We start from the raw sequence: 23,737 nt of genomic DNA, 5'->3' as shown, positions 1-23,737 counted from the left end.
GTCTCACGGGTGAGGTCGTAGCGTGTGGCTAGCACCGAGAGTAGCCGTCGGCGGCCGACGCTTTTTGTACGATGCCGCGCAACCCGACGTATGGCGACGATCAAAGACAGCGTCCACGACCACATCGAGGTCGAAGGCGTTGCGGCGGCCCTCCTCGACACCGAGCCGGTGCAGCGGCTCCGCCACATCAAGCAGTTGGGGACGGTCCAGTTGGTCTATCCGTCGGCGAACCACACCCGGTTCGAGCACTCGCTCGGGGTCTATCACCTCGCCGACCGCGCGCTCGACCACCTCGGCATCGACGGGATCCAGGCCGAGCGACTCCGCGCTGCGGCGCTCCTCCACGACGTCGGTCACGGCCCGTACAGTCACAACGTCGAAAACGTCACCCATCGTCACACGGGCAAGTACCACGACGACGTGCACGAACTCCTCGACGAGGGGACGGTGGGCGCGGTGCTCCGCGATCACGACCTCGGTCCCGCGCACATCGCCGACCTCGTCGCCGGCGACGCCAAGTACGGACAGCTCGTCTCGGGCGAGCTGGACGTCGACCGAATGGACTACCTCGTGCGCGACGCCCACCACACGGGCGTCCCCTACGGCACGATCGACCACGAGCGCCTGATCCGGGAACTCACCTTCGTCGACGGCGAACTCGTCCTCGCGGAGGGGAACGTCCAGACCGCCGAGTCGCTGCTGCTCGCGCGCGCGTTGATGAATCCCACCGTCTATCAGCACCACGTCGCCCGCATCTCGAAGGCGATGCTCCGCCGGGGCGCCGAACGGCTGCTTGAACAGCCGAACGTCACTCCCCGACGGCTTCGCCGGATGGACGACCACGACCTCCTGGTCGCGCTCCGGACGACGCCGGCGACGAGCGAGTTCGCCCGTCGGCTCCGGACTCGGGACCTGTACAAACGCGCGGTGTGGGCCGAACTGGAGGCCGTCCCCGAAAGCGTCGTCGACGCCGACTACGAGACGCTGCGCGACCTCGAAACGGAGATCGCAGACCGCGCCGGACTGCCGGCCGAGCAGGTCGTCGTCGACGTCCCGGAACGGCCGTCGATGACCGAATCGACGTCGCGGGTGATGGTGAGCGGCGAGATGCGTCGGCTGGGCAAACAGTCGCCCCTGGTGTCGGCGCTGCGGACCGCCCAGAAGCAACAGTGGCGGCTCGGCGTCTACGTACCTGCCGACGAGACCGATCGTGCGGGGCGGCTCGCCGTGGAAACGCTCGGTCTCGACGTCGACGGCGCGCTCGTCTCGGACGTACGGCCGGGCGTGACGGCGACGCTGGACGAGTTCACGGAATCGTGATGGTATCTCTATTCGCCACGCACGACGAGATCGTTCCGCTTCGGGAGTTTCAAGCCGCTGCGCTGGCGACACTCGCGCAATGATCGTCGAGGGGACCGTACTCAGAGGGCCCGAACTCGAACCCATCCGGGGCCGCGTCGTCGTCGAGGACGGCGTGATCACGGCCGTCGAGGAAGCCGACGTCTACTCCGACGACATCGTGCTCCCGGCGTTCGTCAACGCGCACACACACATCGGCGACTCGATCGCCAAGGAAGCGGGTGCGGGCCTCTCGCTGGATGAACTGGTCGCGCCGCCGGACGGACTGAAACACCAACTCCTCAGAGCGGCGAGCCGCGAGGAGACCGTCGACGCGATGCGTCGCTCGCTCCGGTTGATGAGCGAGACCGGGACGGCCGCCTGTATCGAGTTCCGCGAGGGCGGCGTCGAGGGCGTCGAATACATCCGTGATGCAGCCGCCAGTCTCCCGATCGACCCGGTCGTCCTCGGCCGCGAATCCGAGGACGCGATGCACGAGTCCGACGGGTTCGGTGCCTCAGGCGCGCGCGACGCCGACTTCGACCGCTTGCGGAACGCCACCCGCGAGGCCGAGAAGTTGTTCGGGATCCACGCTGGCGAGCGCGACCCGCACGACATCAACGCCGCGCTCGACCTCGATCCGGACTTTCTCGTCCATATGGTCCACCCCGAACCGCTCCACTACGAACGGCTGGCCGACAACGACATCCCGGTGGTCGTCTGTCCGCGATCGAACCTCGTCACCGGCGTCGGCGTGCCGCCGATCCGCGAATTGACCGAACGGACTACGGTCGCGCTCGGCACCGACAACGTGATGTTGAACTCGCCGTCGATGTTCCGCGAGATGGAGTTCGCCGCCAAACTCGCGGACGTGTCGGCGAGCGAGGTGCTGCAGATGGCGACTGTCAACGGCGCGGCGATTGCAGGGTTGAACTACGGCGTCATCGAGCCCGGTCGCGAGGCGAAACTCCTCGTCCTCGACGGCGACTCCGACAACCTCGGGGGAGCGCAAGACGTAGTCCGTGCGGTCGTCCGCCGTGCGGGCGCAGCGGACGTGAAAGACGTCATCGTCTGAATCGCAAATCAGACGCCAACCGCCGGACGCCGAGTGGCCACCGTCCGGCAGTACCGTCGTGGCGAGGACTTTTCTGCGCTCCGAACGGTTCGGGCGTATGCACCTTCCACGCCCGGCCCTCGGCCGCGTGACCCCGCGGATGCAGATTACGCGCCGCGGCACAGACGGCGACGATCTGCTTTTCGTCCTCGGCTGGGGGAACAAGCCGACACACGAACACGTCGCGTGGCTCCTGACGCGGCTGATCGAGGCCGACTACCGCGTCCACGCGGTCACGATTCCGACGAACGTGTGGGACTTCGACGACCAGTACCTCGCGCCGCTCGGCGAGTACGTGCGCGAGCGCGACTTCGACGTCGCCTTGAGTCACAGCACCGGCGGACTGATCGCCGAACACCTCGCGAGAAACCACGACGTTCGAAACGTCTTCCTCAGTCCGTGGTGGGGCGTCGAAACCGACGGCCTGCTCGATCGCGCAGTTCTCGCCGTCTTCGAGCGACTCCCGACCGCGAGACGGCTCTACGATCCGGAACTGGACGTCGACGCGATCGGCGCGCTGAAGTCGCCCGCGGAAGCCGAGTCCGGTCCGAGCGGACTCTCGCCGGCGTTCCTGGCGACGATTCGGGACGCTCAGTCGCGACTTGGTCCCTTCGACGACGAAGACGCCGTGTTCTACACACCGGACGACCAGGTCGTCGACCCGGCGGCAATCGAAGCGCGCGCCCCGCCGTCGAACCGTCGCCAGTACGACGGCGGCCACGAGTTCTTCGCGTCACCGGGGCGCGAGTCGGTCCTCGAAGACGTGCTCGGGGCACTCGATTCGGGGCCGGAAGTGATCTGATCGGACGCAATTATCTAATTGGACCAGTCGGTCGTCGCCGTCTCCGCCCGGCCGGCTCGAGGCGGCTGACGTGCGCTTCAATATAAATCCTACTACCTGACAGGCAACCACACAGGAAAATCGCAGTACAGCGGAGGCGCGCGATTCACCCCCGGCTGCCACCGTCTAGTAACCTTTAACCGATTTAGACCAGTAGTTGGCGGCAAGATGGCGAGCAACAAGATCCTCGGTATCGACCTCGGCACCACGAACAGCGCGTTCGCGGTGATGGAAGGGGGCGACCCGGAGATCATCGTGAACTCCGAGGGCGACCGCACCACGCCCTCTGTGGTGGCGTTCACCGACGACGACGAGCGACTCGTGGGCAAGCCCGCGAAGAACCAAGCGATCCAGAACCCAGAGCACACGATCGGCTCGATCAAGCGGCATATGGGGGAGGACGACTACACCGTCGAGATCGACGACGACGAGTACACGCCCGAGCAGATCTCGGCGATGATCCTCCAGAAGATCAAGCGCGACGCCGAAGACTATCTCGGCGACGAGATCGAGAAGGCCGTCATTACGGTCCCGGCGTACTTCAACGACCGCCAGCGCCAGGCGACCAAGGACGCCGGCGAGATCGCCGGCTTCGAGGTCGAGCGCATCGTCAACGAACCGACTGCGGCGTCGATGGCGTACGGTCTCGACGACGACTCCGATCAGACGATTCTCGTCTACGACCTCGGTGGCGGGACGTTCGACGTGAGCGTGCTCGACCTCGGCGGCGGCGTCTACGAGGTCGTCGCGACGAACGGTGACAACGACCTCGGCGGCGACGACTGGGACGAGGCCATCATCGACTGGCTCGCCGAGCAGTTCAAAAACGAGCACAACATCGACCTCCGCGAGGACCGGCAGGCGCTCCAGCGACTGAAGGACGCCGCCGAGGAAGCGAAGATCGAACTCTCCTCGCGAAAGGAGACGACGATCAACCTCCCGTTCATCACGGCGACCGACACCGGCCCGGTCCACCTCGAAGAGACGCTCTCGCGCGCGAAGTTCGAGTCGCTCACCGAGGATCTGATCGAGCGCACCGTCGGCCCGACCGAACAGGCGCTCGCAGACGCCGGCTACGATAAGGGCGACATCGACGAAGTCATCCTCGTCGGCGGCTCCACCCGGATGCCGCAGGTCCACGAGAATGTCGAGGAGATGCTCGGCATCGAGCCGAAGAAGAACGTCAACCCCGACGAGGCCGTCGCGCTCGGCGCGGCGATCCAGGGTGGCGTCCTCGGCGGCGAGGTCGACGACATCGTCCTGCTCGACGTGACGCCGCTGAGCCTCGGTATCGAGGTCAAGGGCGGCCTCTTCGAGCGACTCATCGACAAGAACACGACGATCCCGACCGAGGAATCGAAGATCTTCACGACGGCCGCGGACAATCAGACGTCCGTGAACGTTCGGGTCTTCCAGGGAGAACGTGAGATCGCAGACGAAAACGAACTGCTCGGCGAGTTCCAGCTCACCGGCATCCCGCCGGCCCCCGCCGGAACGCCCCAGATCGAAGTCTCGTTCAACATCGACGAGAACGGAATCGTGAACGTCGAAGCCGAGGACAAAGGCTCCGGCAACGCCGAGTCCATCACCATCGAGGGCGGCGCTGGCCTCTCCGACGAGGAGATCGAGCGGATGCAGGACGAAGCCGAGGCGCACGCCGAAGAGGACGAACAGCGTCGCGAGCGCATCGAGGCCCGCAACGAGGCCGAGAGCACGATCCAGCGCGCGGAGACGCTTCTCGAAGAGAACGAAGAGAACGTCGACGACGACCTCCGCGAGTCGATCGAAGCGAAGATCGAAGACGTCGAGGCGACCCTCGAAGACGAGGACGCGACGAAAGAGGACCTCGAAGAGGTCACCGAAGCGCTCACCACCGAACTGCAGGAGATCGGCAAGCAGATGTACGAAGCCCAGCAGGCGGCCGGTGCGGGCGGCGCCGGTGCCGGTGCCGCAGGAGCAGGTCCTGGCGGCGCTGCCGGTGCTGGCCCCGGCGGAATGGGTGATATGGGCGGCGCTGCCGGCGATGGTGACGAGTACGTCGACGCTGACTTCGAGGACGTCGACGAAGACGACGAGGAGTAGCTCGCGTCTACGCCCTCTGGGAGCTTTTTTGTAATCACGGCCGTCGACACGGTAGAACAGTGCGTCGACCTCACAGGCCCGCAGTGAGCGCCTGCCGGACCGAGTCCAATCTGGCAAAATACTTTTTCCGGTGCCGTTCGACCGGCGCGTATGCCTATCAGTGACGACGAGTGGGAGTCCGGTAAGCAGTGGACCGAAGTCGAACGTTCGGTCGCAGAGTTCCTCGACGCCGTCGAACCGCGAGCCTACACCGTCCCCGAACTCCACGACCTCCTCGCAGACGGTGGCACCGTCGTCACGCCCGAAACTGACACGTGGAGCGACTGCGAGGACGACGATGACGACGAGGTCGACGTCGCACCGATGGATGTGACTGAGCGCCAGGTCCGCGAAGCCGTGATAAACCTGCGCGACGCAGAGTACCTCGCGTCGAAACGGATCGAAACCGACGGGGGAACGACCACCTACTACCGACGATCGAACGGCGCCTTCCTCGGTTGATAACGGCCACCCGGGTATACACGTGTGTGTACATTCTGCCCCGGATTATCGGACGAAGGTAGCATATGGACGGGTTTTTAGCCCCCGGCATCCGTATCCTCGCATATGCCTGACGGGCGGGACCCTTCGAACCCCACTCCCGGACGCGAGACGACGAACGCGGGACCGACACACGGGACACCGACGAGCGCGGACCTCTCCGGTCCGACCGAGAAGTGCGGTGTCGTCGGTGTCGCGCTCGACGAGCGGGCGGCCGCACGTCCGCTGTACTACTCGCTGTATGCGCTCCAGCACCGCGGGCAGGAGTCCGCGGGAATCGTCACTCACGACGGCTTCCAACAGCACAGCCACGTCGAGATGGGCCTCGTCGGGGACGCCTTCGACGAGTCCGACCTCGACTCGCTGGCGGGACAGACTGGAATCGGTCACGTCCGCTACCCCACCTCGGGCGGCGTCAACGCCTCCTGTGCCCAGCCGTTTTCGGTCTCGTTCAAGTCCGGGTCGCTCGGGCTCTCACACAACGGCAATCTCGTCAACGCCGACGAGATCCGCGAGGAACTCGCCGATCTGGGCCACGCGTTCACGTCCGACGGCGACACAGAGGTCATCGCTCACGACCTCGCGCGGAATCTTCTGGAAGCCGACCTCGTCCGCGCCGTCAAGCGGACGATGGATCGAATTCACGGCTCGTATGCGCTGACGATTATGCACGACGAGACCGTCCTCGCCGTCCGCGACCCGCAGGGGAATCGTCCACTCTGCATCGGCGAACTGGAGGACGGCTACGTCGTCGCCTCCGAGTCCGCCGCGATCGACACGCTCGGCGGCGAACTCGTCCGGGACGTTCGACCGGGCGAACTCGTCGTCCTCGAACCCGACGGTTCCGGATACGACACCTATCAACTCGTCGAGAACGACGACACCGCCCACTGCTTCTTCGAACACGTCTACTTCGCCCGCCCGGACTCGGTCATCGACGACACGCTCGTCTACGAGGCCCGTCGCGACCTCGGGCGAAAGCTCTGGGAGGAGTCCGGCGTCGAGACGGACGTCGTGTTGCCCGTCCCAGACTCCGGCCGCGCGTTCGCTTCCGGCTACGCCGAGGCGGCCAACGAGACGACCGCCGACGGGACAGCGCGCGACGAAGGAGAAGACGCCGTCGAGTTCGCAGAGGGGCTGATGAAGAACCGCTACGTCGGCCGGACGTTCATTATGCCGACGCAGGACGAGCGCGAGCGCGCGGTCCGACTGAAGCTCAACCCCATCAAGAGCACCATCGAGGGACGCTCGGTCACGATTATCGACGACAGCATCGTCCGCGGAACGACGTCCCGACAGCTCGTCTCGCTGCTCCGGGACGCCGGCGCAGAGGAGGTCCACGTCCGCATCGGTGCGCCGCCGATCGTCGCGCCGTGTTATATGGGGATCGATATGGCTTCCCGTGAGGAACTCATCGCGGCCGATCGCTCGATCGAGGAGATCTGCGAGGAGATCGGCGCCGACAGTCTCGGCTACCTCTCGGTCGACTCCGTCGCCGACGTTCTCGGAGCGTCGAAACTCGATCTCTGTCTCGGCTGCGTCACCGGCGAGTATCCTTACGACATCGAGGGCGAGGAGACCGACCGCGACGTCCAGCGGCCGGTCATCGGCGAGGGTGAGCCCGCCCACGCCGACGACTAACGTTCTGCAGTCCCGTCGACGGCAACGTTCTGCAGTCCCCTTACAGTACTGGCAGACAGCGACGGGCTACAGACAGAAGAGGAACGGATAGACGAGCGCGACTCTGTCGCCGTCTTGTAGTTCCGTATCGAACCCGTCGAGATTCTCGTTGAACTGCCCGTTGATCAGGATTCGCGCGTAAGCGCGCGTTCGTTCGCCGTCCGGATTCTTTCGGAGATGCCCGGGGACGTCGGCCGCGTTGATGGGCGCCCAGCCCCGGGTGGTCGAGTCAGCCTCGGTTTCGGCGATCACGAGGTCGCGGACGTCGTACTCCGCGAAGAACTCCTCGACGAACTCGCGTAGCGTGTCGCCCTCGAAGGTGTACGTGAGCTGTGACTTACCGAGCGCGTCGCGGACGTGGCCCGTCGCGCGCACGTCGACGGTCGTCTCCGTCGTCGACCGAGCCTGAGGCTGCGCCATACCCTTTGTAGACCGCCGATCCATATGTCGATGCCGCCGAATATGTTCGGAGCCTCGTACTGCCGGATAGACGTTCGAGAAGTAGTGTGACACCCCCCGGCGGGTGCCGAGAATATTCACATCGTAGGTCCGACGGTATCAGTACACGACGTACAGCATCACGTAGACGACGTCGCCGAGGAAAAAAGAGATCAGCCACAGTGAGGCGGCGATGCGACCGATTCGTCTGTGCGCGGAGTCGTAGATCTCGGGGATCGAACGTGTGACCGCGAGCAACAGCACGTAGTACAGCAGTGGGATGCAGACGATCGCGAGCAGGATGTGGACCGCGAGCGTCGGCAGATAGACGAACTGGTAGACGGTCTCCGGTCCGGGAAAGTCGGCGGTGCCCACGAGAATGAGCCGGTAGAGGTATAGCACGAGGAACGCGACGAACAGCCCGAGCGTCGTGAGCATCATCGCGCGGTGTCGACCGACATCGCCCTGCCGGATGAAGCGCACGCCGAGGAGGATCGTTACGATCGCGGCCGTGCTGAGCGCAGCGTTGATATGCGGAATCGCCTCGAGTAGCGTTGCAGGCGCCTCAGGGACGACAGACGGAGGGATCGCACCGAGCACGGCTCCGAACACCGCGGCGAGCGAAACCACCGTGAGTGCCGTCGTGAGTTCGAGAACGTGATCGCGGGCACGCAGTTCCATACCTGATGGCCGGACGGAGCGGTAAAAACGGTGCCGGCTGCGAGAAGCGACTCCCGCCGTCGAAAGGAAACTCATTTAAATTACCCCGGACAACCAGTGATTGCACGATACGACACTGCGAGCGTGGGTAGCCAAGCTAGGCCAACGGCGCAGCGTTGAGGGCGCTGTCCCATAGGGGTCCGCCGGTTCAAATCCGGTCCCACGCATCGCACGGCGGACAAATCCGCCACTCGATGCAGGTGCTCATCCCTTCGGGGACACAGCACCCACGCACAATCCTTCCGAAGCTACACTCGATAGCCACGGCCGTCGCGCTCGGTTCCGAAAGTCGCCGACGGCTGTCAGCCCCGGCAACAGGCGGCGCAGGCGGCGCGGCGTCGACGGGGCTACGTTTTAAACTGTGGAGCCAGTACGGAGTGCTATGCGCAAATACTCCACCGGAAGCGGAAGTGGCGGTGGCGACGGCGACAGCTGCGAACTCTGCGGTCGCTCGACCGGCAATCTCCGCCGGGCCAACGTCGCCGGCGCGGAACTCCTCGTCTGTGAGGACTGTGCGCCACACGACGACTCGCAAAAGACGACCAGCGCGTCCTCGGGAGCGGACTCTGGGGCCGGCTACGACGACTCCGAGACGTCCCGCAGCAAGCGCGCGGCCCAGAAACAAGCGCGGATGTACGACCAGGCGAAAGGCGACGCGAGCCACTGGGAGAAAGAGGGGACCGACTACGAGCAGGACCGGCTCCCCTACCTCGTCACCGGCTACGGGGATCGCGTCGAAGCGGCACGACAGGACGCGGGACTGACGACCGAGGAGTTGGCGGCCGAACTCGACGTCGAAGAGGCCGATGTCGTCGCCGTCGAGCAGGGACGTGCGACGCGCGCTGGCGTCGGCGGGTCACTCGTCCGAGCGCTCGAAGAGCGGCTCGGCGTCGAACTGGTCGACGAGTAGTCGGCCCTCGACGCGACGGCGCATCGGGCGGGTGAACTGCCACCATTTTTGTCTCCCGACACCCTCAGCGGCTCGTATGCGAACACGTGCCCCGGCAGATCCCGAGGTTCGCGAGTTCACCGCCGAGGTCGTCGCTCTCGACGACCGGACGGTGACGCTCGACACCACGTACTTCTACGCCGAGAGCGGCGGACAGCCTGCGGACAGAGGAACGATCGACGGCATCCGGGTCGTCGACGTACAAGACGACGGCGACGCCGTGCACCACACGCTTGCGTCCTCGCCCGACTTCGAGGTCGGCGACACAGTCTCCGGTGTGATCGACGACGACTTCCGCACCTACTGTATGCGCGCTCACACGGCGAGCCACGTGCTCTACGGGGCGGGACGTCGCCTCCTCGAGGATCTCGGCTACGGCGGCTTCGACATCGCCGAGGAGAAGGTTCGCGTGGACTTCACCACGCCGACCGACATCGACGACGAGACGCTCGTCGAGCTCGAACGGCTGACCAACCGAGCTGTGTGGGACTCCCTGGACGTGAGCTGGGAGGAAGTCCCGACCGAGGAAGCGACGGCTCGCGAGGACGTCGCGTTCAACACCAAGACCGAAGAAGGTGTGATGGATGACGCCGACACGGTCCGAATCGTCGACATCGACGGCTGGGACGTCGCCGCCTGTGGGGGCACCCACGTCGGGAACACGCGAGAGATCGGCCCGGTCACGGTCCTCGATCGGTCGAATCCGGGCGAGGGACTCACTCGCGTCGAGTTCGCTGTCGGACCGGGTGGTATCGACCGTAGCGCAGAGCGGCACCGCGCGCTCCGGCAGACCGCGGCGGCGCTCGAAACGAACGTCGACGACCTCGCGGAGACGGCAGTCGCGGTCCGGTCCGAGCGCGACGATCTCCAGGACCGCGTTCGCGAACTCGAACAGGCGGCCGTCGCTGACGCGATCGACGGCTTCGAAGCCGTCGAGAAGCAGGGTGCGACGTGGCGACTCGGCGTGCTCGACGGCGTCGATCCCAACGACGCTGGCGAGGCGGCGAAAGATGCGGTCGACGACGCGGGCGTCGTCGGTGCTGTCGGTGGCGACGAGCGACCCTACGTCGTCGTCGCGGCCGGATCCGAGAGCGGTGTCCACGCCGGCGATGTCGTCGATGCCGTCACCGACGAGTACGGGGGCGGCGGCGGTGGCGGGCCGCCGTTCGCACAGGGTGGCGGTCTCGACGCCGACCCCGCAGACGTCCGTGACGCGCTTCGCGAGTGGGAATCGACGGAGTAGGCCTTCCGAAGCGTCAGGTCTTCCGAAGCGCCTTTTCACCTCGCGCTCCTACGACCACTAATGACGAACCACCCGATACAGGTGCCGCCACTCGAGGAGTTCGATGCCGTCGTCTGGGATCTGGACGGGACCCTCGTACACCTCCCTGTGGACTGGGAGATCGTCACCGGTGACGTCGCCACGGTGTTCGAAAACGCCGGGATCGACGCCGCCGGGATCGATCTCTGGGAACTCCTGGAGCTCGCCGACGAGTCAGGGCTCCGCGACGACGTCGAGACCGTCATCGCGAGTCACGAGCGCGACGGCGCACAGCGTTCCGAACGGCTTCCGCACGCTGACGCAGTCGGCCAGTTCCAAGCAGAGGGCGTCTGCTCGCTGAACTGCGAAGACGCCTGTCGGACCGCGCTCGACGTTCACGGACTCGATCCCCACGTCGACGCCGTCGTCGGACGCGACACCGTGGCGACGCGGAAACCCGATCCGGAGCCGCTGCTCGAAACGCTCCGTCAGATCGATGTGGACCCAGCGGACGCCGTGTTCGTCGGCGACTCCCAGCGAGACGAGGAGGCGGCCCGACGCGCGGGCGTCGCGTTCCGCTACGTCGACGAGCGGTCCGCTACATCGACCGTCTCAGAGTAGCTGGCGAACAGGCGGCACCCGCGTTCCGGCGAGACGCCGTGCCGCACTCCCGCGTCACGTCTCCCGGCCGTTGTCAACGCACGCGGTCGCTGGTCCCCCGATCGTATTTGAACTCTATGGTAGCATTTGCAACTGATTGCTCATCTGATCGCACGATAGCGTACGATCCGATGAGTGAGGACTTGCAAATGCCACTATAGGTATCCGATTTCGAGCGTTCGATGCGGCGTAAATCCCTGTCGGCGCGGGCGTTAAGTCCATTCGAGCCCGTTACCTGCGTAATGAGCTATCCGGTCACGTACTACTGTCCACACTGCGGTGCCGTCGTCGAACTGGAACGGGAGGGCTACCTCGCTGATAAGTCGGTCACACCCTACCCGCTCGCCGGGTGGGAGTATGTCGAGCCCGACGAGGATTTCGAGGCGACCGACGGCGTCCGCTTCGTCTGTGGCGAGGGTGGCGACGACGTCGACGCTCTGCGGTGGACGGGTGAACGGAGCGACGCGGACGACGTCGAAGATCCGACTGCGGAGAGTCCGTGCGGACGACCGTTTTACCTCTCGTTCGTCCGATTCGTCGACGGCGAAGAAGTCGAACCACGACCGGAAGCCACTCACACGACGATCGCGGGTGGCGGACCGTCCCAACCACGGGGTACAGACGGCCCGAGCGGCCCGGGGGGACCGAGCGGTTTCGGTGGCTGAAAAGCGGGACGACGACGTCGTAACAGGGAGCCGCCCGCGGCCTACGGCAGGTCGACCTCGATCCCGGCCACGTCGCCTGCGGCCTTGACCGTGTTCCACAGGAGCATCGCGCGCGTCATCGGCCCGACGCCGCCCGGGACGGGCGTGATCGCGCTCGCCTTCTCTTTCGCACTCTCGTAGTCGACGTCACCGACGAGTTCGGAGCCCTCGTCGGTCTCGACGCGGTTGATTCCGACGTCGATCACGACGGTCCCCTCCGAGAGCATCTCGCCGGTGATCATCTCGGGGACGCCAGCCGCGGCGATGACGATGTCGGCCGCACGCGTCTTTTCGGCGAGGTCATCAGTTCGGGAGTGACAGACAGTGACGGTCGCGTTGCCGCCCTCGGCCTTCTGGATCAGGAGGTTCGCCATCGGTTTGCCGACGATGTTCGAGCGGCCGACGACGACGGCGTCTGCGCCCTCGGTTTCGACGTCCGCGGCGGCGAGGAGTTTCTGGACGCCGTGGGGCGTGCAGGGCTTGTATCGAGCGTTACCGGCGACGAGCCGACCGACGTTTTCGGGGTGGAAACCGTCGACGTCCTTCGCGGGGTCGATACGCCGCAGGACCTCCCGCTCGTCGACGTGGTCCGGAAGCGGCATCTGGACGAGGATGCCGTGTACCTCGGGGTCGGCGTTCAGCTCGTCGACCGTCTCGAAGAGTTCGTCTGCGGGGGCTTCGGGGTCGATCTCGATATCACGCGTCGCGATTCCGACTTCCTCGCAGTCTTTGTGCTTCATCGAGACGTACGTCTGGCTCGCAGGGTCGTCGTTCATCAGGACGGTGGCGAGACAGGGCGTCGTCTCTGCGTCGGTCAGCGTCTCGATGCTGTCGAGGAGGCCGTTCCGGATGTCCTCGGCGACGGCGTTGCCGTCGATGATCTCGGTCATACGCTATAGGGATCGGTAGCACACTTCAAACGTGTGGGTTTCCGCGCTGAAAACGAGGCAGATGCGTCGAAAAAACGGCGTGTCGTATGTTTCGGAGCGTTACTCGTAGAGCGGGAACTCCTCGCAGAGTTCCTGTACGCGGTCTGCGACGTCTGCCACGACGTCCTCGTCGTCGTAGTTGTCGACCACGCGGACCACGAGTTCGCCGACCTCGCGGGTGGCCTCCTCGTCGAAGCCACGCGTCGTGAGCGCCGGCGTCCCGAGGCGGATCCCGCTCGGGTTGAACGCCGAGCGCGTCTCGCCGGGGACCGTATTCGCGTTCATCACGATCCCGGCCTCTTCGAGTGCCGACTCGACGTCTTTACCCGTCGTGTCGGGATGCGAGGGTCGGAGGTCGACCAACACGAGGTGGTTGTCCGTGCCACCGGAGACAACTTCGAGACCGTGTTCGGTGAACGTCTCGGCGAGCGCTTTGGCGTTCGTGACCGTCTGTTCGGCGTAAGCGTCGAACTCCTCGGAGAGCGCTTCTTTGAACCCGACGGCCTTGCCCGCGATGTTGTGCATCAGGGGGCCGCCCTGAGCGCCGGGGAAGACCGCGTTGTCGATCGCATCGGCGTGTTCCTCGTCGCACATAATGATCCCGCCGCGACCTGCGCGGATCGTCTTGTGCGTCGAGCCAGTCACGAAGTCCGCGACGCCGACCGGCGACTCGTGGACGCCCGCTGCCACGAGGCCTGTGATGTGTGCGATGTCCGCGAGATGGTACGCGTCGGTGTCGTCTGCGACTTCCTGCACGCGCTCGAAGTCGACCTCGCGGGGATACGCGGAGTACCCCGAAACGATGATGTCTGGGTCGAACTCCTCGGCGATATCGGCGAGACCCTCGTAGTCGACGTAGCCCGTCTCGGCGTCGACCTCGTACTGTTCGACCTCGTAGGTCTGCCCCGCGAAATTCGCCGGGTGACCGTGCGAGAGGTGCCCGCCGTGCGTGAGGTCAAGCGAGAGGATCTTATCGCCCGGCTCCAACATCGCGAGGTACACGCCCATATTCGCCTGCGTGCCGGAGTGGGGCTGGACGTTGACGTGCTCTGCGCCCCACAGTTCCTTCGCTCGCTCGATCGCCAGGTTCTCGACCTCGTCGGCGTACTCACAGCCCGCGTAGTACCGCTCGCCCGGGTACCCCTCGGCGTACTTGTTCGTGAGCGCACTCCCCTGCGCTTCGAGGACCGCCTCACTCGCGTGGTTCTCGCTCGCGATCATCGCCAGCGTGTCCCGCTGTCGCTGTACTTCGCCGGAGAGCGCGTCTGCGACGTCCGGGTCGACGTCGCGGACGTGGCTGTAGTCCATACGTCATAGGGGGCCCGTCCACCCAATAAGTGTGTTCACTTTGGATCCAACTGGCGGTGAAATCGTCACAAACGTGCATTAGAACGGCGGGACGGCTCTCCCACCCGCCCGTCTGTCTTCCGGTAAACGTTACCCCAGAACGTCGCGCGCGGCGGCCACGAGTTCGTCGGGATCCGCATCGTGGAGCCGGTCGTCGCCGAGTCGTAACCGCAGGCGCGGTCGACCGACGTCGATTGGTACCTTCTCCGTCTCGATCAGGCCCAGATCCTCCAGTTCGGTCTTCGTCCGCGAGAACGTCGCCTTGCTGGCGATGCCCACGTCCTCGCCCCACTTCGAGACGTCGTACAGGAGTACGTCGTTCTTCGCGGCGACGAGCAAACTGATCGTTACTTCGTCGAGTCCCGGTCCGTCGCTTCGGACCGTTTCGAGCAGCCCGAGAACCGCGTCGAAGTCCGAACGGACCGCTTCGCCGAGGTCCTCTTCGAGGGACGTGCGGACTGCCGAAATCGCGGGTGTTCGAAGTCGGAATTCCTCGGCTTCCTGGAACTGCTCACTGTAGGCGTCGTTTGCGCCCTCGACGAACGCCTCGTCGTCGGTTTGCAACCCGGCCACTTGGTCACCGGCGCTGACGACGGCGACGACCGACGAGTCGGTCACGAGCAGGGTGTTTTCGACCGGCTCCGCCGTAACGCGGAGTTCGAGGATTCCGGAAACAACGAGGTCGGCGGCGTTGCTCGCGACGAGGAAATCGTCCATCACGTCCTTCAACAACTGCTTGTCAGCGAGCACACGAATCGTGGGCGGGGACGCTGACTCGGCGGCGACCTCGACGAGCGATACTACGATCTCCGGAGTCGGATCGAGTACGTACACGACGTCCGAAGCCGACTGGAGGGCCGACGAAATGACGTGCTCGACGTCGGATTCGAGCACGTTCGATTCAGAGGACATACGTTGTATAATTTACCAGTGTGTATTTAATTTTAACGCAGTATAGTCTGTATATTCTCTGATCACGGTGGAGACGCCCCGAGCACGGGCCATCGAGTCAGACCCCGCTGCTTTTTCTTCGTCACGGCCGACGGCGGATCTGTGACATACGAGATCGAACTCGTCGGAAGCGGTCCCGCTGCAGCGGCCGCGGCGGCCGCCTTCGAGGACATCGACGCACGCGTAGTGGAGGCTGCCGACGACCCGGCACTGACGCTCGTCGTCGTCCCGGCGGGAAGCGACGTCGAGGACGCTGTCGGCCCACGCGAGCGTCTTGTCGTGGTCGAAATCGGCGGCGTCGGTGGGCACGTGGTCGGATCAGTCGACGCCAGCGTCTCCGTGTTCGGCGCCGCGGGAGTCAGTTTCGCCGACCTGCGTGCGCGTGTTGCTGCGACGACCGACTCCACCGGAACGCCGTCTGGGGAGCGCAGCGCGGTTCGACTCGCCGGTGCGATCGCTGGTCGACGGGCCATCGCACTTCTCACGGGCGATGACGACGTTTCCGGAACCGTCGTCGAAGTCTCCGGCACGGGGATAACCGCAGAGCGGCCGATTCTCCCGGTACCTGAGCCGACGTCGCGTGATCGCAGCGTTCGGCGGGAGTACCGAGCAGTCGACCTCGACGACTCACTGGCCCGCGCGGAACGGGCCCTCGACGAGCGGACGGGAATCGTCGCGCAGGTCGGCGAGCGCGAGTCGTTTCCGGTCCCGTACTACCTCGCACAGACGTCCGACACCGAAGGGTTCAGCGACGCTCGCGCGGCCGAGCTCGCGGCCGGCGTCGATTCCGACTGGGACGCCGCGTTTATGAAGGCACTCGGGGAGGCGCTGGAACGCTACTGCGCCGGCGTCTACCGCGGCTCGGAGTTCACCGTCGCTCCCGAGCGGACGCGGGCGCGTCCGGTTTCGCCGTCGCGCTTCGTCCGGCCAGACGACTATCAGGCCCCGGACCCCGAAGCGCCGATTCCCTGGGTCTCGGGCGTCGACCTCGGAACCGACGAGACGGTGTCGCTGCCGGCGGAGTTCGTCCACTACCCGCCACCAGTCGAGCAGTACAAGCCGGCGATCACGACGGGATTGGGGCTCGGAAATTCGGGGGCCGAAGCCTTGCTGTCGGGCCTCTACGAGGTCGTCGAGCGAGACGCGACGATGCTCGCGTGGTACTCGACGTTCGAACCGCTGGAACTCAGAGTCTCGGACCCCGGCTACGGCGAACTCTGCAAGCGAGCGCGAGCGGAAGACCTGTCGGTGACGGCGTTGCTCGTGACCCAGGACGTCGACGTTCCGGTGGTGGCCGCGGCCGTCCACAGAGACGGGGAGTGGCCGCGGTTCGCCGTCGGGTCGGGGGCGTCGCTCGATCCCACCGACGCCGCGAGGTCGGCACTGGCGGAGGCGCTGCAGAACTGGATGGAACTGCGGTCGATGGGACCGAAGCAGGCTTCCGCAGAGGGCGGCGCGATCGGCGAGTACGCCGACTTCCCCGAGGCCGCTCGCGACTTCGTCGACGCCGACGCAAGCGTCCCGGCCGAACGCGTCGGCCCCGAGGAGCCCCCGAGTGGCACCACAGAACTCACAGCGGCGGTCGAGCGGGTCGCTGACGCCGGACTCGATGCCTACGCCGCGCGGACGACGACGGCCGACGTCGCCTCGCTCGGCTTCGAGGCTGTCCGGGTGCTCGTGCCCGAAGCCCAACCGCTGTTCCAGGGGAGCCCGTTCTTCGGAGAGCGCGCGCGGTCCGTCCCGTCAGACCTCGGATTCGAACCGGAGCCCGATCGGCCCTACCACCCGTTCCCGTGACTCGGTCTCCCTCGTGACGGCGTGAGCTGGCGTGCGGAGCTGACAGCCGACACCGATGGCGCGGCTCGCGCGACGGGGTGTCGGACTCCCGCAAATCGTCGCGCGGTACGCTAGTGAGTGATGCGGGCACTGGCCGCGTCTTAGTATAAAAGCGTCCGTCGCGAAGTTCTGTCCGGATACGAACAGTCGACCGCCTACACACCGAACGTCGCGCGGAGCATATCTCGGGTGCCCGGACCGAGCCCGACCGCGAGGACGGCCACGAGCAGCAACATCGTGTAGCGCGGACTCTCCTCGAATATTTCGTCTTCGAACACCCAGAGCACGAACGTCGCAGCGACGAGTTTCACGAGGAGGAACGGCCACGTGTCGCCGGTCACCGCCAGCACCGACGCCGGGAGGAGCGAGCCGGTGACGTCGACGACGAACTGATTGACCGGGTGTTTCGGGATCAGATTCGGCCCCGCTCCGAGCGCGGTCATCCAGTCGAGGCCGATGACGTTCGCTACGCCGTCGATGGCGTGCCCCCAGAGGATAACGAAGCCGATTCGCCCGGTCCCCTCGTTCACGGCCGGCGCGAACCGCTCGATGAGCCACCACGTCACGCCCGCGGTAATCGTCGCGCCGACGAGCACGGTCCCGAGGACCTGCGGATAGAACTCGACGCCCTCCGCGCCCGTGAGAAAGAGCGAGAAGAGGTAACCGAGCGTGACGACCAACACGACGGAGCCGACCCCGAACAGGAGGCGGTCGTACCGCTCGACGAGGCCGGCACGCGACGCCCAGATGGTGGCGACGACCGCGACGAGCGTGAGCGCGAAGACGGTGAAGTAGATGATCGGGCTGATAAACAGCGTGTTGAGCGGGTAGGTGATGAGGGCGTCCGCGGCGGGGACGGCGTCGTTGGCGTCCTCGACGACGCGGAGCGCCCCCCCGAAGAAGACGAACGGGAGCAGCGCGTAGAAGAACTCCCTGTCGGTGCCGAGGTCGAGTCGCCGCAGCAGGAAGACGACGCCGGTGAGCGCGACGAGCAGCGTCACCATATAGCCGACTTCCGAGACGAGCGTGTAGCCGGGGAACGCAACGGGCTCAGCCGCGCTCGCACACGCCTGTGAGCTGTACAGATACTCGACGGTGCTTCCGGGGCGGATGGCACAGACGGCGGAGTTCGCGTCCGCCTGCACGGGACCCCAGAAGTAGTGCCAGATGAAGCCGTCGTAGACGGTCTCGGGGAGGACGAGCGATCCGACCACGAGCGCGACGAGTGCGGTCGCCACGCCCCCGGCCCAGAGCCGCTCGGGATCGACGCCGACGCGTTCGGCGACTGTTGACATACGCGAAAAGCCGACGGCGGGCGTGTTGAGGATTCCGGTCTGTGGTGCGCCCTCCGCGTGACCGCGTGTAGATCCAGCGATCCCGGCTATCAGATCGGCAGCGGCCGCTCTTCGAGGTCAGTCGCGAGGATCACCATCGTCTGCGATCGGGAGAACCCCTCGACTTTCGCGATGTTATCGAACATCAGTTCGCGGAGGCTGTCGGTGTCTTCGGCGTAGACGCGGAGCACGACGTCCCACTCGCCCGTCGTGAGATGAATTTCTTGGACCCCTTCGATCTCCCGTAGCCGTTCGAGCGCGTCGTTCTCGTTCCCCTGCTCGATTCGGAGACCGACGAGCGCCGACGTTCCGAGACCGATCGCCCGCGGATCGATCTTCGCGTGGTATCCCTCGATGACGCCGGCGTCCTCCATCCGACTCACACGATCGTGGACGGTCGCACTCGACATCTCGATCTGCCTTGCGACCTCGCTGAACGGCGTCCGCGCGTCAGACTGGAGGATCCGCAGAATCGCCCTGTCCGTCTCGTCCAGTTCCATAGTAACCGGTGATACCCCCAGCGACTTGCCGCTTTGGATGTGGTGGGGCTACATACGCCGAACGACGGAGGCGTCCGCCGAATACCGGTTCATTCGATCCGGCCGATCTCTCGGGCGGCGTCCAACATCGTCTCGTGGACGTGCCCGTTCGAGGCGACCAGGCCGACCGAATCGTGTCGCCAGCGCTCGCCATCGAGGTCGGTGACGGTCCCACCAGCCGCGCGAATCATCGCGACGCCGGCGACTGTGTCCCAGGGGTTGGCTCGCAGATTCGTCACGACGCCGTCGAGCGACCCGTCGGCGACGCTCGCGAGGGCGGCCTGCGCGCAACCGACGCGCCGGAGGTCACCGAAGCGGTCGACGATGGCCTGACAGGCCCGCCCGTACTGATCGCGGGCGTCGAAGTCCCACCACAGCGTCGGCGCGACGACGCCGGCCTCCGGGTCGTCGGTGGTCGAGACGGTGACGGGATCACCGTTCCGGTACGTTTGCTCACCGTCCGTCCAGTAGACGTCGTCGAGCGCAGGGAAGTGCGTCGCGCCCGCCAGCGGCTCCTCGTCCCGGACCGAAGCGACCGCGGTCCCCCACACGCGAGTGCCGCGGACGTAGTTGTTCGTCCCATCGATTGGGTCGATCACCCACGCCGCGCCGGAGTCAGGGATCACTTTCAGTTCGTCCTCTTCCTCGCCGACGATCGCGTCTTCGGGGTACGATTCCCTGATGGCGTCGATGACGGCCACCTGCGCGTCGCGATCGGCCTGCGTCACGACGTCTGTCTTTCCCCCTTTCTGCTCGACGTCGATCTCGGTCCGAAAGCGCTCGACTGCGACGGCTGCGCCCGCCTCGGCCGCCTGCCGTGCGACCGCCGTCCGGTCTTCGTTCGCCATACTTGAGCACGATTCGCTGCCGTCCTAAACGTCTCGGGTTGGTGCGTGCCATATCAGAGCCGCGCCGTGTCTCGGAGGGTGAATAACCGAGAGACAGCGCCGCTACAGCACTATTAACTCGATTTCGAGTCTGAGTACATTTTAGTATCCAGATCCCGTTATAACAGGTATGAACCCGTCCGACGCGGCACGACAGCTTCGGTACGCAGTCGCCTCGAAGACCGACACCTACGACTACGAGATCAGCCACTGGGAAACGCACGCGTACGAGGACGTATTCGCCGAGGTTGCCCAAGAGGGCGACCTCTCCGACGTGATGGACGTCGTCGAGGAACTCGGCTCGCGCTTCGTCGACGGCACCCGCCCGTCACCGGCCGAAGCCCGCCAGATCGCCGACGGCGTTCTCACCGCCGGCGGCCGCCCGCTCACGGACGGCGGCGACGGGAACTGATACTGTCGTCTATCCGGCTGTGAAGGGTGTCGCGACTCCGGGGTCGCGAATCTCGTAGGCAGTCACACCAGACACCACGACGCTGTCTGCCGCGGACGCGGATCACGTTCGACTCGGTTTTTTCTGCAGGCCGCCGTTCGAAGATCGAGCGTTAGCTGGGCCGCAAGTGTTCGCAGTCGCCCGCGTGGACGACTTCCTCGCCGTCGTCAGTCTGTACGACGAGACTTCCGGGGAAGCGGATGTCGACAGCTTCCCCTTCGATCGTTCCACGCGGGGTTTCGACCCGGACCCGTCGGCCGAGCGTCGCGGCGTGCTCGCGCCAGGCATCGAGTACTGCGTCGAGGTCGGCGTCTTCGGCCGTCAGGTCGTAAAACGTCTCCAGCATCCGCTGGAGGAACACGCGTCGATCCACGTCGCCGACTTCCGCGCGGAGGCTCGTCGCTCCCGGCGGGAGGTCCTCCCGGTCGATGTTCGCGTTCACGCCACAGCCCGCGACGAGCCACGAGACGCGGTCGGCCTCGCCCTCCATTTCGGTCAGAATCCCGGCGAGCTTTCGCTCCGTCTGCGTGGATTCGGCCGTCTCCCCGCTCCCGGCCACGAGCACGTCGTTTGGCCACTTGATCCGCGCGTCGACGCCGACCGCTCGCGCTGCACTGGCGATGGCGACGGCGGCCGCGAGCGTGTACATCGGGGCCTCGCTGGGCGGGCGTTGCGGGCGGACGAGCACGCTCGCCCAGATGCCGCCCGACGGCGCGGTCCACTCGCGCTCTAAGCGTCCACGGCTCCCGGTCTGTTCGTCGGCGACGACGACGACGTCGGATTCCCCCTCGTCGGCGAGTTCACGGGCGCGATGGTTCGTGTTCCCGATTTCGTCGTGATACTCGATCCGGTAGGGTGCCTCAAGTCCGAACTCGATCGCCGCAGCCCCGTACGCCGGAACGTCGACGATGCGATAGCCGCCGTCGCCGCTTTCGACCGCGAAGCCCTCCTCGCGGAGCGCCTCGACCTGCTTCCAGACGGCCGCTCGCGAGACGCCCAGTTGCTCGGCGAGCACCGGCCCCGAGACGGGGCCGTCGGCGAGTGCGGCCAAGAGCGCGCGTCGGGTCTCGTTCATCTGCTTCCTCCTACTCTAAGACGACGAGCACGTCGCCCATATCCGCGCTGTCGCCCTCCTCGACGAGGACCTGCGTGACGGTGCCGCCGCGTTCGGTGACGATGTCGTTCTCCATCTTCATCGCCTCCAGGACGCAGACGACGTCGCCGGCGGCGACCTCCTCGCCCTCCTCGACTTCGACAGAGAGGATCGTGCCCTGCATCTCGGCGGCGACCTGCTCGCCCTCGCCCTCGATGACGACTTCGTCGTCCTCCGACGTCGCTTCTTCGGGTCGCGAGCGCGTCGCCTGTGCGCCCTGGCCGCCAGCACCGCCGCCGTTGCTGATCGCTTCGACCTCCGGCATCGGGGGGGCACCGCGCTCTTCGAGGTTGACCTCGAAGCGCTTGCCGTTGACCTCGACGGTGAACTCGCGCTCGGTCACTTCTTCGGCGTCGGTCTCGTCGCTCTCGCCGTCCGCGTCGGCGGTGGCAACCGTGTCGGCCGACCCCCACTTCTCGACTGCCTGGTCGATCCGCTCGCGGTCCAGTTCCTCGTCGAGGTACTTCGTCGTGTGCTCGCCCGCGCGGAACGCCTCGTCGGTCAGCATCAGGCGGTGGAACGGAACGATCGTCTGGATCCCCTCGATCTCGAACTCCGAGAGCGCCCGTTCCGAGCGTGCGAGACACTCCTCGCGGTCGCCTGCGGAGACGATCAGTTTCGCGATCATCGAGTCGTAGTCGCCGCCGATCTCGTCGCCCTGTCTGACCGCGTCGTCAACGCGAACGCCGATGCCGCCCGGCGGATCGTACGTCTCCAGGGACCCTGTCGCGGGCGCGAAGTCGTTCGCGGCGTCCTCGGCGTTGATCCGGTACTCGATCGCGTGGCCGTCGATCTCGACGTCCTCCTGTGCGAAGTCGAGTTCGTCGCCGGCGGCGACGCGCAGTTGCCACTTCACCACGTCGATCCCGGTGACCTCCTCGGTGGCGGTGTGTTCGACCTGGATCCGCGTGTTGACCTCCATAAAGTAGAACTCCCCGTCCTCGACGAGGAACTCGACCGTCCCGGCGTTGGTGTAGTCGGCTTCGCGGACGCCGCGGCGGGCCGCCTCGCCGATCCGCTCGCGGAGGTCGGCGTCGAGCGCCGGCGACGGCGCCTCTTCGATCACCTTCTGGTGGCGTCGCTGGAGCGAGCAGTCGCGCTCGCCGAGGTGGCGGACGTTCCCGTGCTCGTCGGCGAGGATCTGCACCTCGACGTGCCGCGGCGCTTCGAGGTACTTCTCGACGTAGACGGAGGCGTTGTCGAAGTACGCCTCGCCCTCGCGCTGGGCCGTCTCGAACTGTTCTTCGACCTCGTCTTCGGAGCGGACGACCTTCAGCCCGCGCCCGCCGCCGCCGCCCTCGGCTTTGATCGCGACCGGATAGCCGTACTCCTCGGCGATCTGCTTTACTTCCTCGGCTGATTCGACCGGCTCTGTCGTCCCCGGGACGACCGGCACGTCCGCCTCCTGCATCAGCGCGCGGGCTTTCGTCTTCTCGCCGAGGCGCTCCATCGCGTCGGCGGACGGGCCGATCCAGGTCAGTTCGCTCTCCTCGACCTTTCGGGCGAACTCGGCGTTCTCCGCGAGGAAGCCGTAGCCCGGGTGGACCGCGTCAGCGCCCGCCTTGCGTCCGGCCTCGATGACGGCCTCGTGGTCGAGATACGAGTCCGCGGCGCGCGCGGGACCGACGTTGTACGCCTCGTCGGCGTACCGGACGTGCCCGGCGTGCTTGTCGGCGTCGCTGTAGACCGCGACGGTGCGGACACCGAGATCGCGGCACGCCCGCATCACTCGCAGGGCGATCTCTCCGCGATTGGCGACGAGAACCTTGCTGAACATTTGTCGAAACGTTCTGAAACGCGGCACGTCTATCTGTCGGTTCTGCACGAAGGGGTATTCGACGATCGTCTATATGCCCGCAGCCTGTCAGACTCAAAAAAGCGCCGACATCGAGGGGGCAGACGCAATTTTGGTGAAAAATCTGACTCAAGTGTCTCTGATACCGTATATTACTCAGTTTCTCCCCCGATGTTAGCGACGTATCT

General features: G+C 65.8%; 22 protein-coding genes and 1 tRNA gene. 13 read left to right on the top strand and 10 right to left on the bottom strand.

Annotation, left to right across the window (positions count from 1 at the left end; all coding sequences use genetic code 11):
• Positions 1-90: 90 nt before the first annotated feature.
• From RBH22_RS10815 to purF, 6 genes are all read left to right on the top strand, one after another.
• Positions 91-1,320 (top strand): HD domain-containing protein, encoded by a 1,230-nt coding sequence (locus RBH22_RS10815; RefSeq protein WP_306677472.1) that lies wholly within the window; start codon positions 91-93, stop codon positions 1,318-1,320.
• A gap of 79 nt (positions 1,321-1,399) precedes the next feature.
• Complete coding sequence (locus tag RBH22_RS10810; protein ID WP_256288928.1) at positions 1,400-2,413, top strand: amidohydrolase family protein; 1,014 nt, start codon at positions 1,400-1,402, stop codon at positions 2,411-2,413.
• Between the two features lie 97 nt (positions 2,414-2,510).
• A complete protein-coding gene (locus tag RBH22_RS10805) occupies positions 2,511-3,254 on the top strand; it encodes an alpha/beta hydrolase (RefSeq protein WP_306677471.1) in 744 nt (247 codons plus the stop codon).
• A gap of 207 nt (positions 3,255-3,461) precedes the next feature.
• A complete protein-coding gene (gene dnaK, locus RBH22_RS10800) occupies positions 3,462-5,375 on the top strand; it encodes a molecular chaperone DnaK (RefSeq protein WP_306677470.1) in 1,914 nt (637 codons plus the stop codon).
• A gap of 150 nt (positions 5,376-5,525) precedes the next feature.
• The gene (locus RBH22_RS10795) at positions 5,526-5,876 is read left to right on the top strand and encodes a hypothetical protein (RefSeq protein WP_256545549.1); all 351 of its coding nucleotides are present in this window, start codon (positions 5,526-5,528) and stop codon (positions 5,874-5,876) included.
• Positions 5,877-5,981: 105 nt separating this feature from the next.
• Complete coding sequence (gene purF, locus RBH22_RS10790) at positions 5,982-7,556, top strand: amidophosphoribosyltransferase (protein WP_256545548.1); 1,575 nt, start codon at positions 5,982-5,984, stop codon at positions 7,554-7,556.
• Positions 7,557-7,622: 66 nt separating this feature from the next.
• Here purF and RBH22_RS10785 read toward each other — a convergent pair whose 3' ends face one another.
• Together RBH22_RS10785 and RBH22_RS10780 are read right to left on the bottom strand one after the other, a co-directional pair.
• Positions 7,623-8,015: a MoaD/ThiS family protein gene (locus tag RBH22_RS10785; RefSeq protein ID WP_306677469.1), complete on the bottom strand. Its 393-nt coding sequence runs from the start codon at positions 8,013-8,015 to the stop codon at positions 7,623-7,625.
• Between the two features lie 138 nt (positions 8,016-8,153).
• Positions 8,154-8,714 (bottom strand): DUF420 domain-containing protein, encoded by a 561-nt coding sequence (locus RBH22_RS10780; RefSeq protein ID WP_306677468.1) that lies wholly within the window; start codon positions 8,712-8,714, stop codon positions 8,154-8,156.
• A 121-nt stretch (positions 8,715-8,835) separates the two neighbouring features.
• Here RBH22_RS10780 and RBH22_RS10775 point away from each other — a divergent pair.
• The 5 genes from RBH22_RS10775 (at position 8,836) to RBH22_RS10755 (ending at position 12,288) form a co-directional block, all read left to right on the top strand.
• Positions 8,836-8,920 (top strand) — tRNA-Leu (locus RBH22_RS10775).
• A gap of 215 nt (positions 8,921-9,135) precedes the next feature.
• A complete protein-coding gene (locus RBH22_RS10770) occupies positions 9,136-9,663 on the top strand; it encodes a multiprotein-bridging factor 1 family protein (RefSeq protein WP_306677467.1) in 528 nt (175 codons plus the stop codon).
• Positions 9,664-9,739: 76 nt separating this feature from the next.
• Complete coding sequence (locus RBH22_RS10765) at positions 9,740-10,945, top strand: DHHA1 domain-containing protein (protein ID WP_306677466.1); 1,206 nt, start codon at positions 9,740-9,742, stop codon at positions 10,943-10,945.
• A gap of 75 nt (positions 10,946-11,020) precedes the next feature.
• Positions 11,021-11,584: an HAD family hydrolase gene (locus RBH22_RS10760; RefSeq protein WP_256546641.1), complete on the top strand. Its 564-nt coding sequence runs from the start codon at positions 11,021-11,023 to the stop codon at positions 11,582-11,584.
• Between the two features lie 281 nt (positions 11,585-11,865).
• Positions 11,866-12,288 (top strand): hypothetical protein, encoded by a 423-nt coding sequence (locus RBH22_RS10755; RefSeq protein WP_256545543.1) that lies wholly within the window; start codon positions 11,866-11,868, stop codon positions 12,286-12,288.
• A 41-nt stretch (positions 12,289-12,329) separates the two neighbouring features.
• Here RBH22_RS10755 and RBH22_RS10750 read toward each other — a convergent pair whose 3' ends face one another.
• The 3 genes from RBH22_RS10750 to RBH22_RS10740 form a co-directional block, all read right to left on the bottom strand.
• Positions 12,330-13,217 (bottom strand): bifunctional methylenetetrahydrofolate dehydrogenase/methenyltetrahydrofolate cyclohydrolase, encoded by an 888-nt coding sequence (locus tag RBH22_RS10750; protein ID WP_256545542.1) that lies wholly within the window; start codon positions 13,215-13,217, stop codon positions 12,330-12,332.
• A 99-nt stretch (positions 13,218-13,316) separates the two neighbouring features.
• Positions 13,317-14,564 (bottom strand): serine hydroxymethyltransferase, encoded by a 1,248-nt coding sequence (gene glyA / locus RBH22_RS10745; protein WP_306677465.1) that lies wholly within the window; start codon positions 14,562-14,564, stop codon positions 13,317-13,319.
• 129 nt (positions 14,565-14,693) lie between these two features.
• Positions 14,694-15,515 (bottom strand): DUF5821 family protein, encoded by an 822-nt coding sequence (locus RBH22_RS10740; protein WP_306677464.1) that lies wholly within the window; start codon positions 15,513-15,515, stop codon positions 14,694-14,696.
• A gap of 141 nt (positions 15,516-15,656) precedes the next feature.
• On the opposite strand from RBH22_RS10740, the gene RBH22_RS10735 reads away from it, so the two are divergent.
• A complete protein-coding gene (locus RBH22_RS10735; RefSeq protein ID WP_306677463.1) occupies positions 15,657-17,351 on the top strand; it encodes a YcaO-like family protein in 1,695 nt (564 codons plus the stop codon).
• A gap of 194 nt (positions 17,352-17,545) precedes the next feature.
• Here RBH22_RS10735 and RBH22_RS10730 read toward each other — a convergent pair whose 3' ends face one another.
• The 3 genes from RBH22_RS10730 to RBH22_RS10720 form a co-directional block, all read right to left on the bottom strand.
• Positions 17,546-18,685: a DUF63 family protein gene (locus RBH22_RS10730; protein WP_306677462.1), complete on the bottom strand. Its 1,140-nt coding sequence runs from the start codon at positions 18,683-18,685 to the stop codon at positions 17,546-17,548.
• Positions 18,686-18,774: 89 nt separating this feature from the next.
• Positions 18,775-19,224: an Lrp/AsnC family transcriptional regulator gene (locus RBH22_RS10725; RefSeq protein ID WP_256289730.1), complete on the bottom strand. Its 450-nt coding sequence runs from the start codon at positions 19,222-19,224 to the stop codon at positions 18,775-18,777.
• An 89-nt stretch (positions 19,225-19,313) separates the two neighbouring features.
• Complete coding sequence (locus RBH22_RS10720) at positions 19,314-20,111, bottom strand: inositol monophosphatase (protein WP_306677461.1); 798 nt, start codon at positions 20,109-20,111, stop codon at positions 19,314-19,316.
• Between the two features lie 169 nt (positions 20,112-20,280).
• Here RBH22_RS10720 and RBH22_RS10715 point away from each other — a divergent pair, with 169 nt between their 5' ends.
• Positions 20,281-20,562 (top strand): hypothetical protein, encoded by a 282-nt coding sequence (locus RBH22_RS10715; RefSeq protein WP_256289728.1) that lies wholly within the window; start codon positions 20,281-20,283, stop codon positions 20,560-20,562.
• Between the two features lie 151 nt (positions 20,563-20,713).
• Here RBH22_RS10715 and RBH22_RS10710 read toward each other — a convergent pair whose 3' ends face one another.
• Complete coding sequence (locus RBH22_RS10710) at positions 20,714-21,676, bottom strand: biotin--[acetyl-CoA-carboxylase] ligase (protein WP_306677460.1); 963 nt, start codon at positions 21,674-21,676, stop codon at positions 20,714-20,716.
• 10 nt (positions 21,677-21,686) lie between these two features.
• The gene (locus tag RBH22_RS10705) at positions 21,687-23,531 is read right to left on the bottom strand and encodes an acetyl-CoA carboxylase biotin carboxylase subunit (RefSeq protein WP_306677459.1); all 1,845 of its coding nucleotides are present in this window, start codon (positions 23,529-23,531) and stop codon (positions 21,687-21,689) included.
• Positions 23,532-23,737 lie beyond the last annotated feature (206 nt).

Origin of the sequence: Halobellus sp. H-GB7 (genome assembly GCF_030848585.1) — an archaeon.
Classification (GTDB): Archaea; Halobacteriota; Halobacteria; order Halobacteriales; family Haloferacaceae; genus Haloquadratum; species Haloquadratum inordinatus.
The sequence above is the reverse complement of the archived record's forward strand: the minus strand, read 5'-3'. Positions and strand labels throughout refer to the sequence as shown.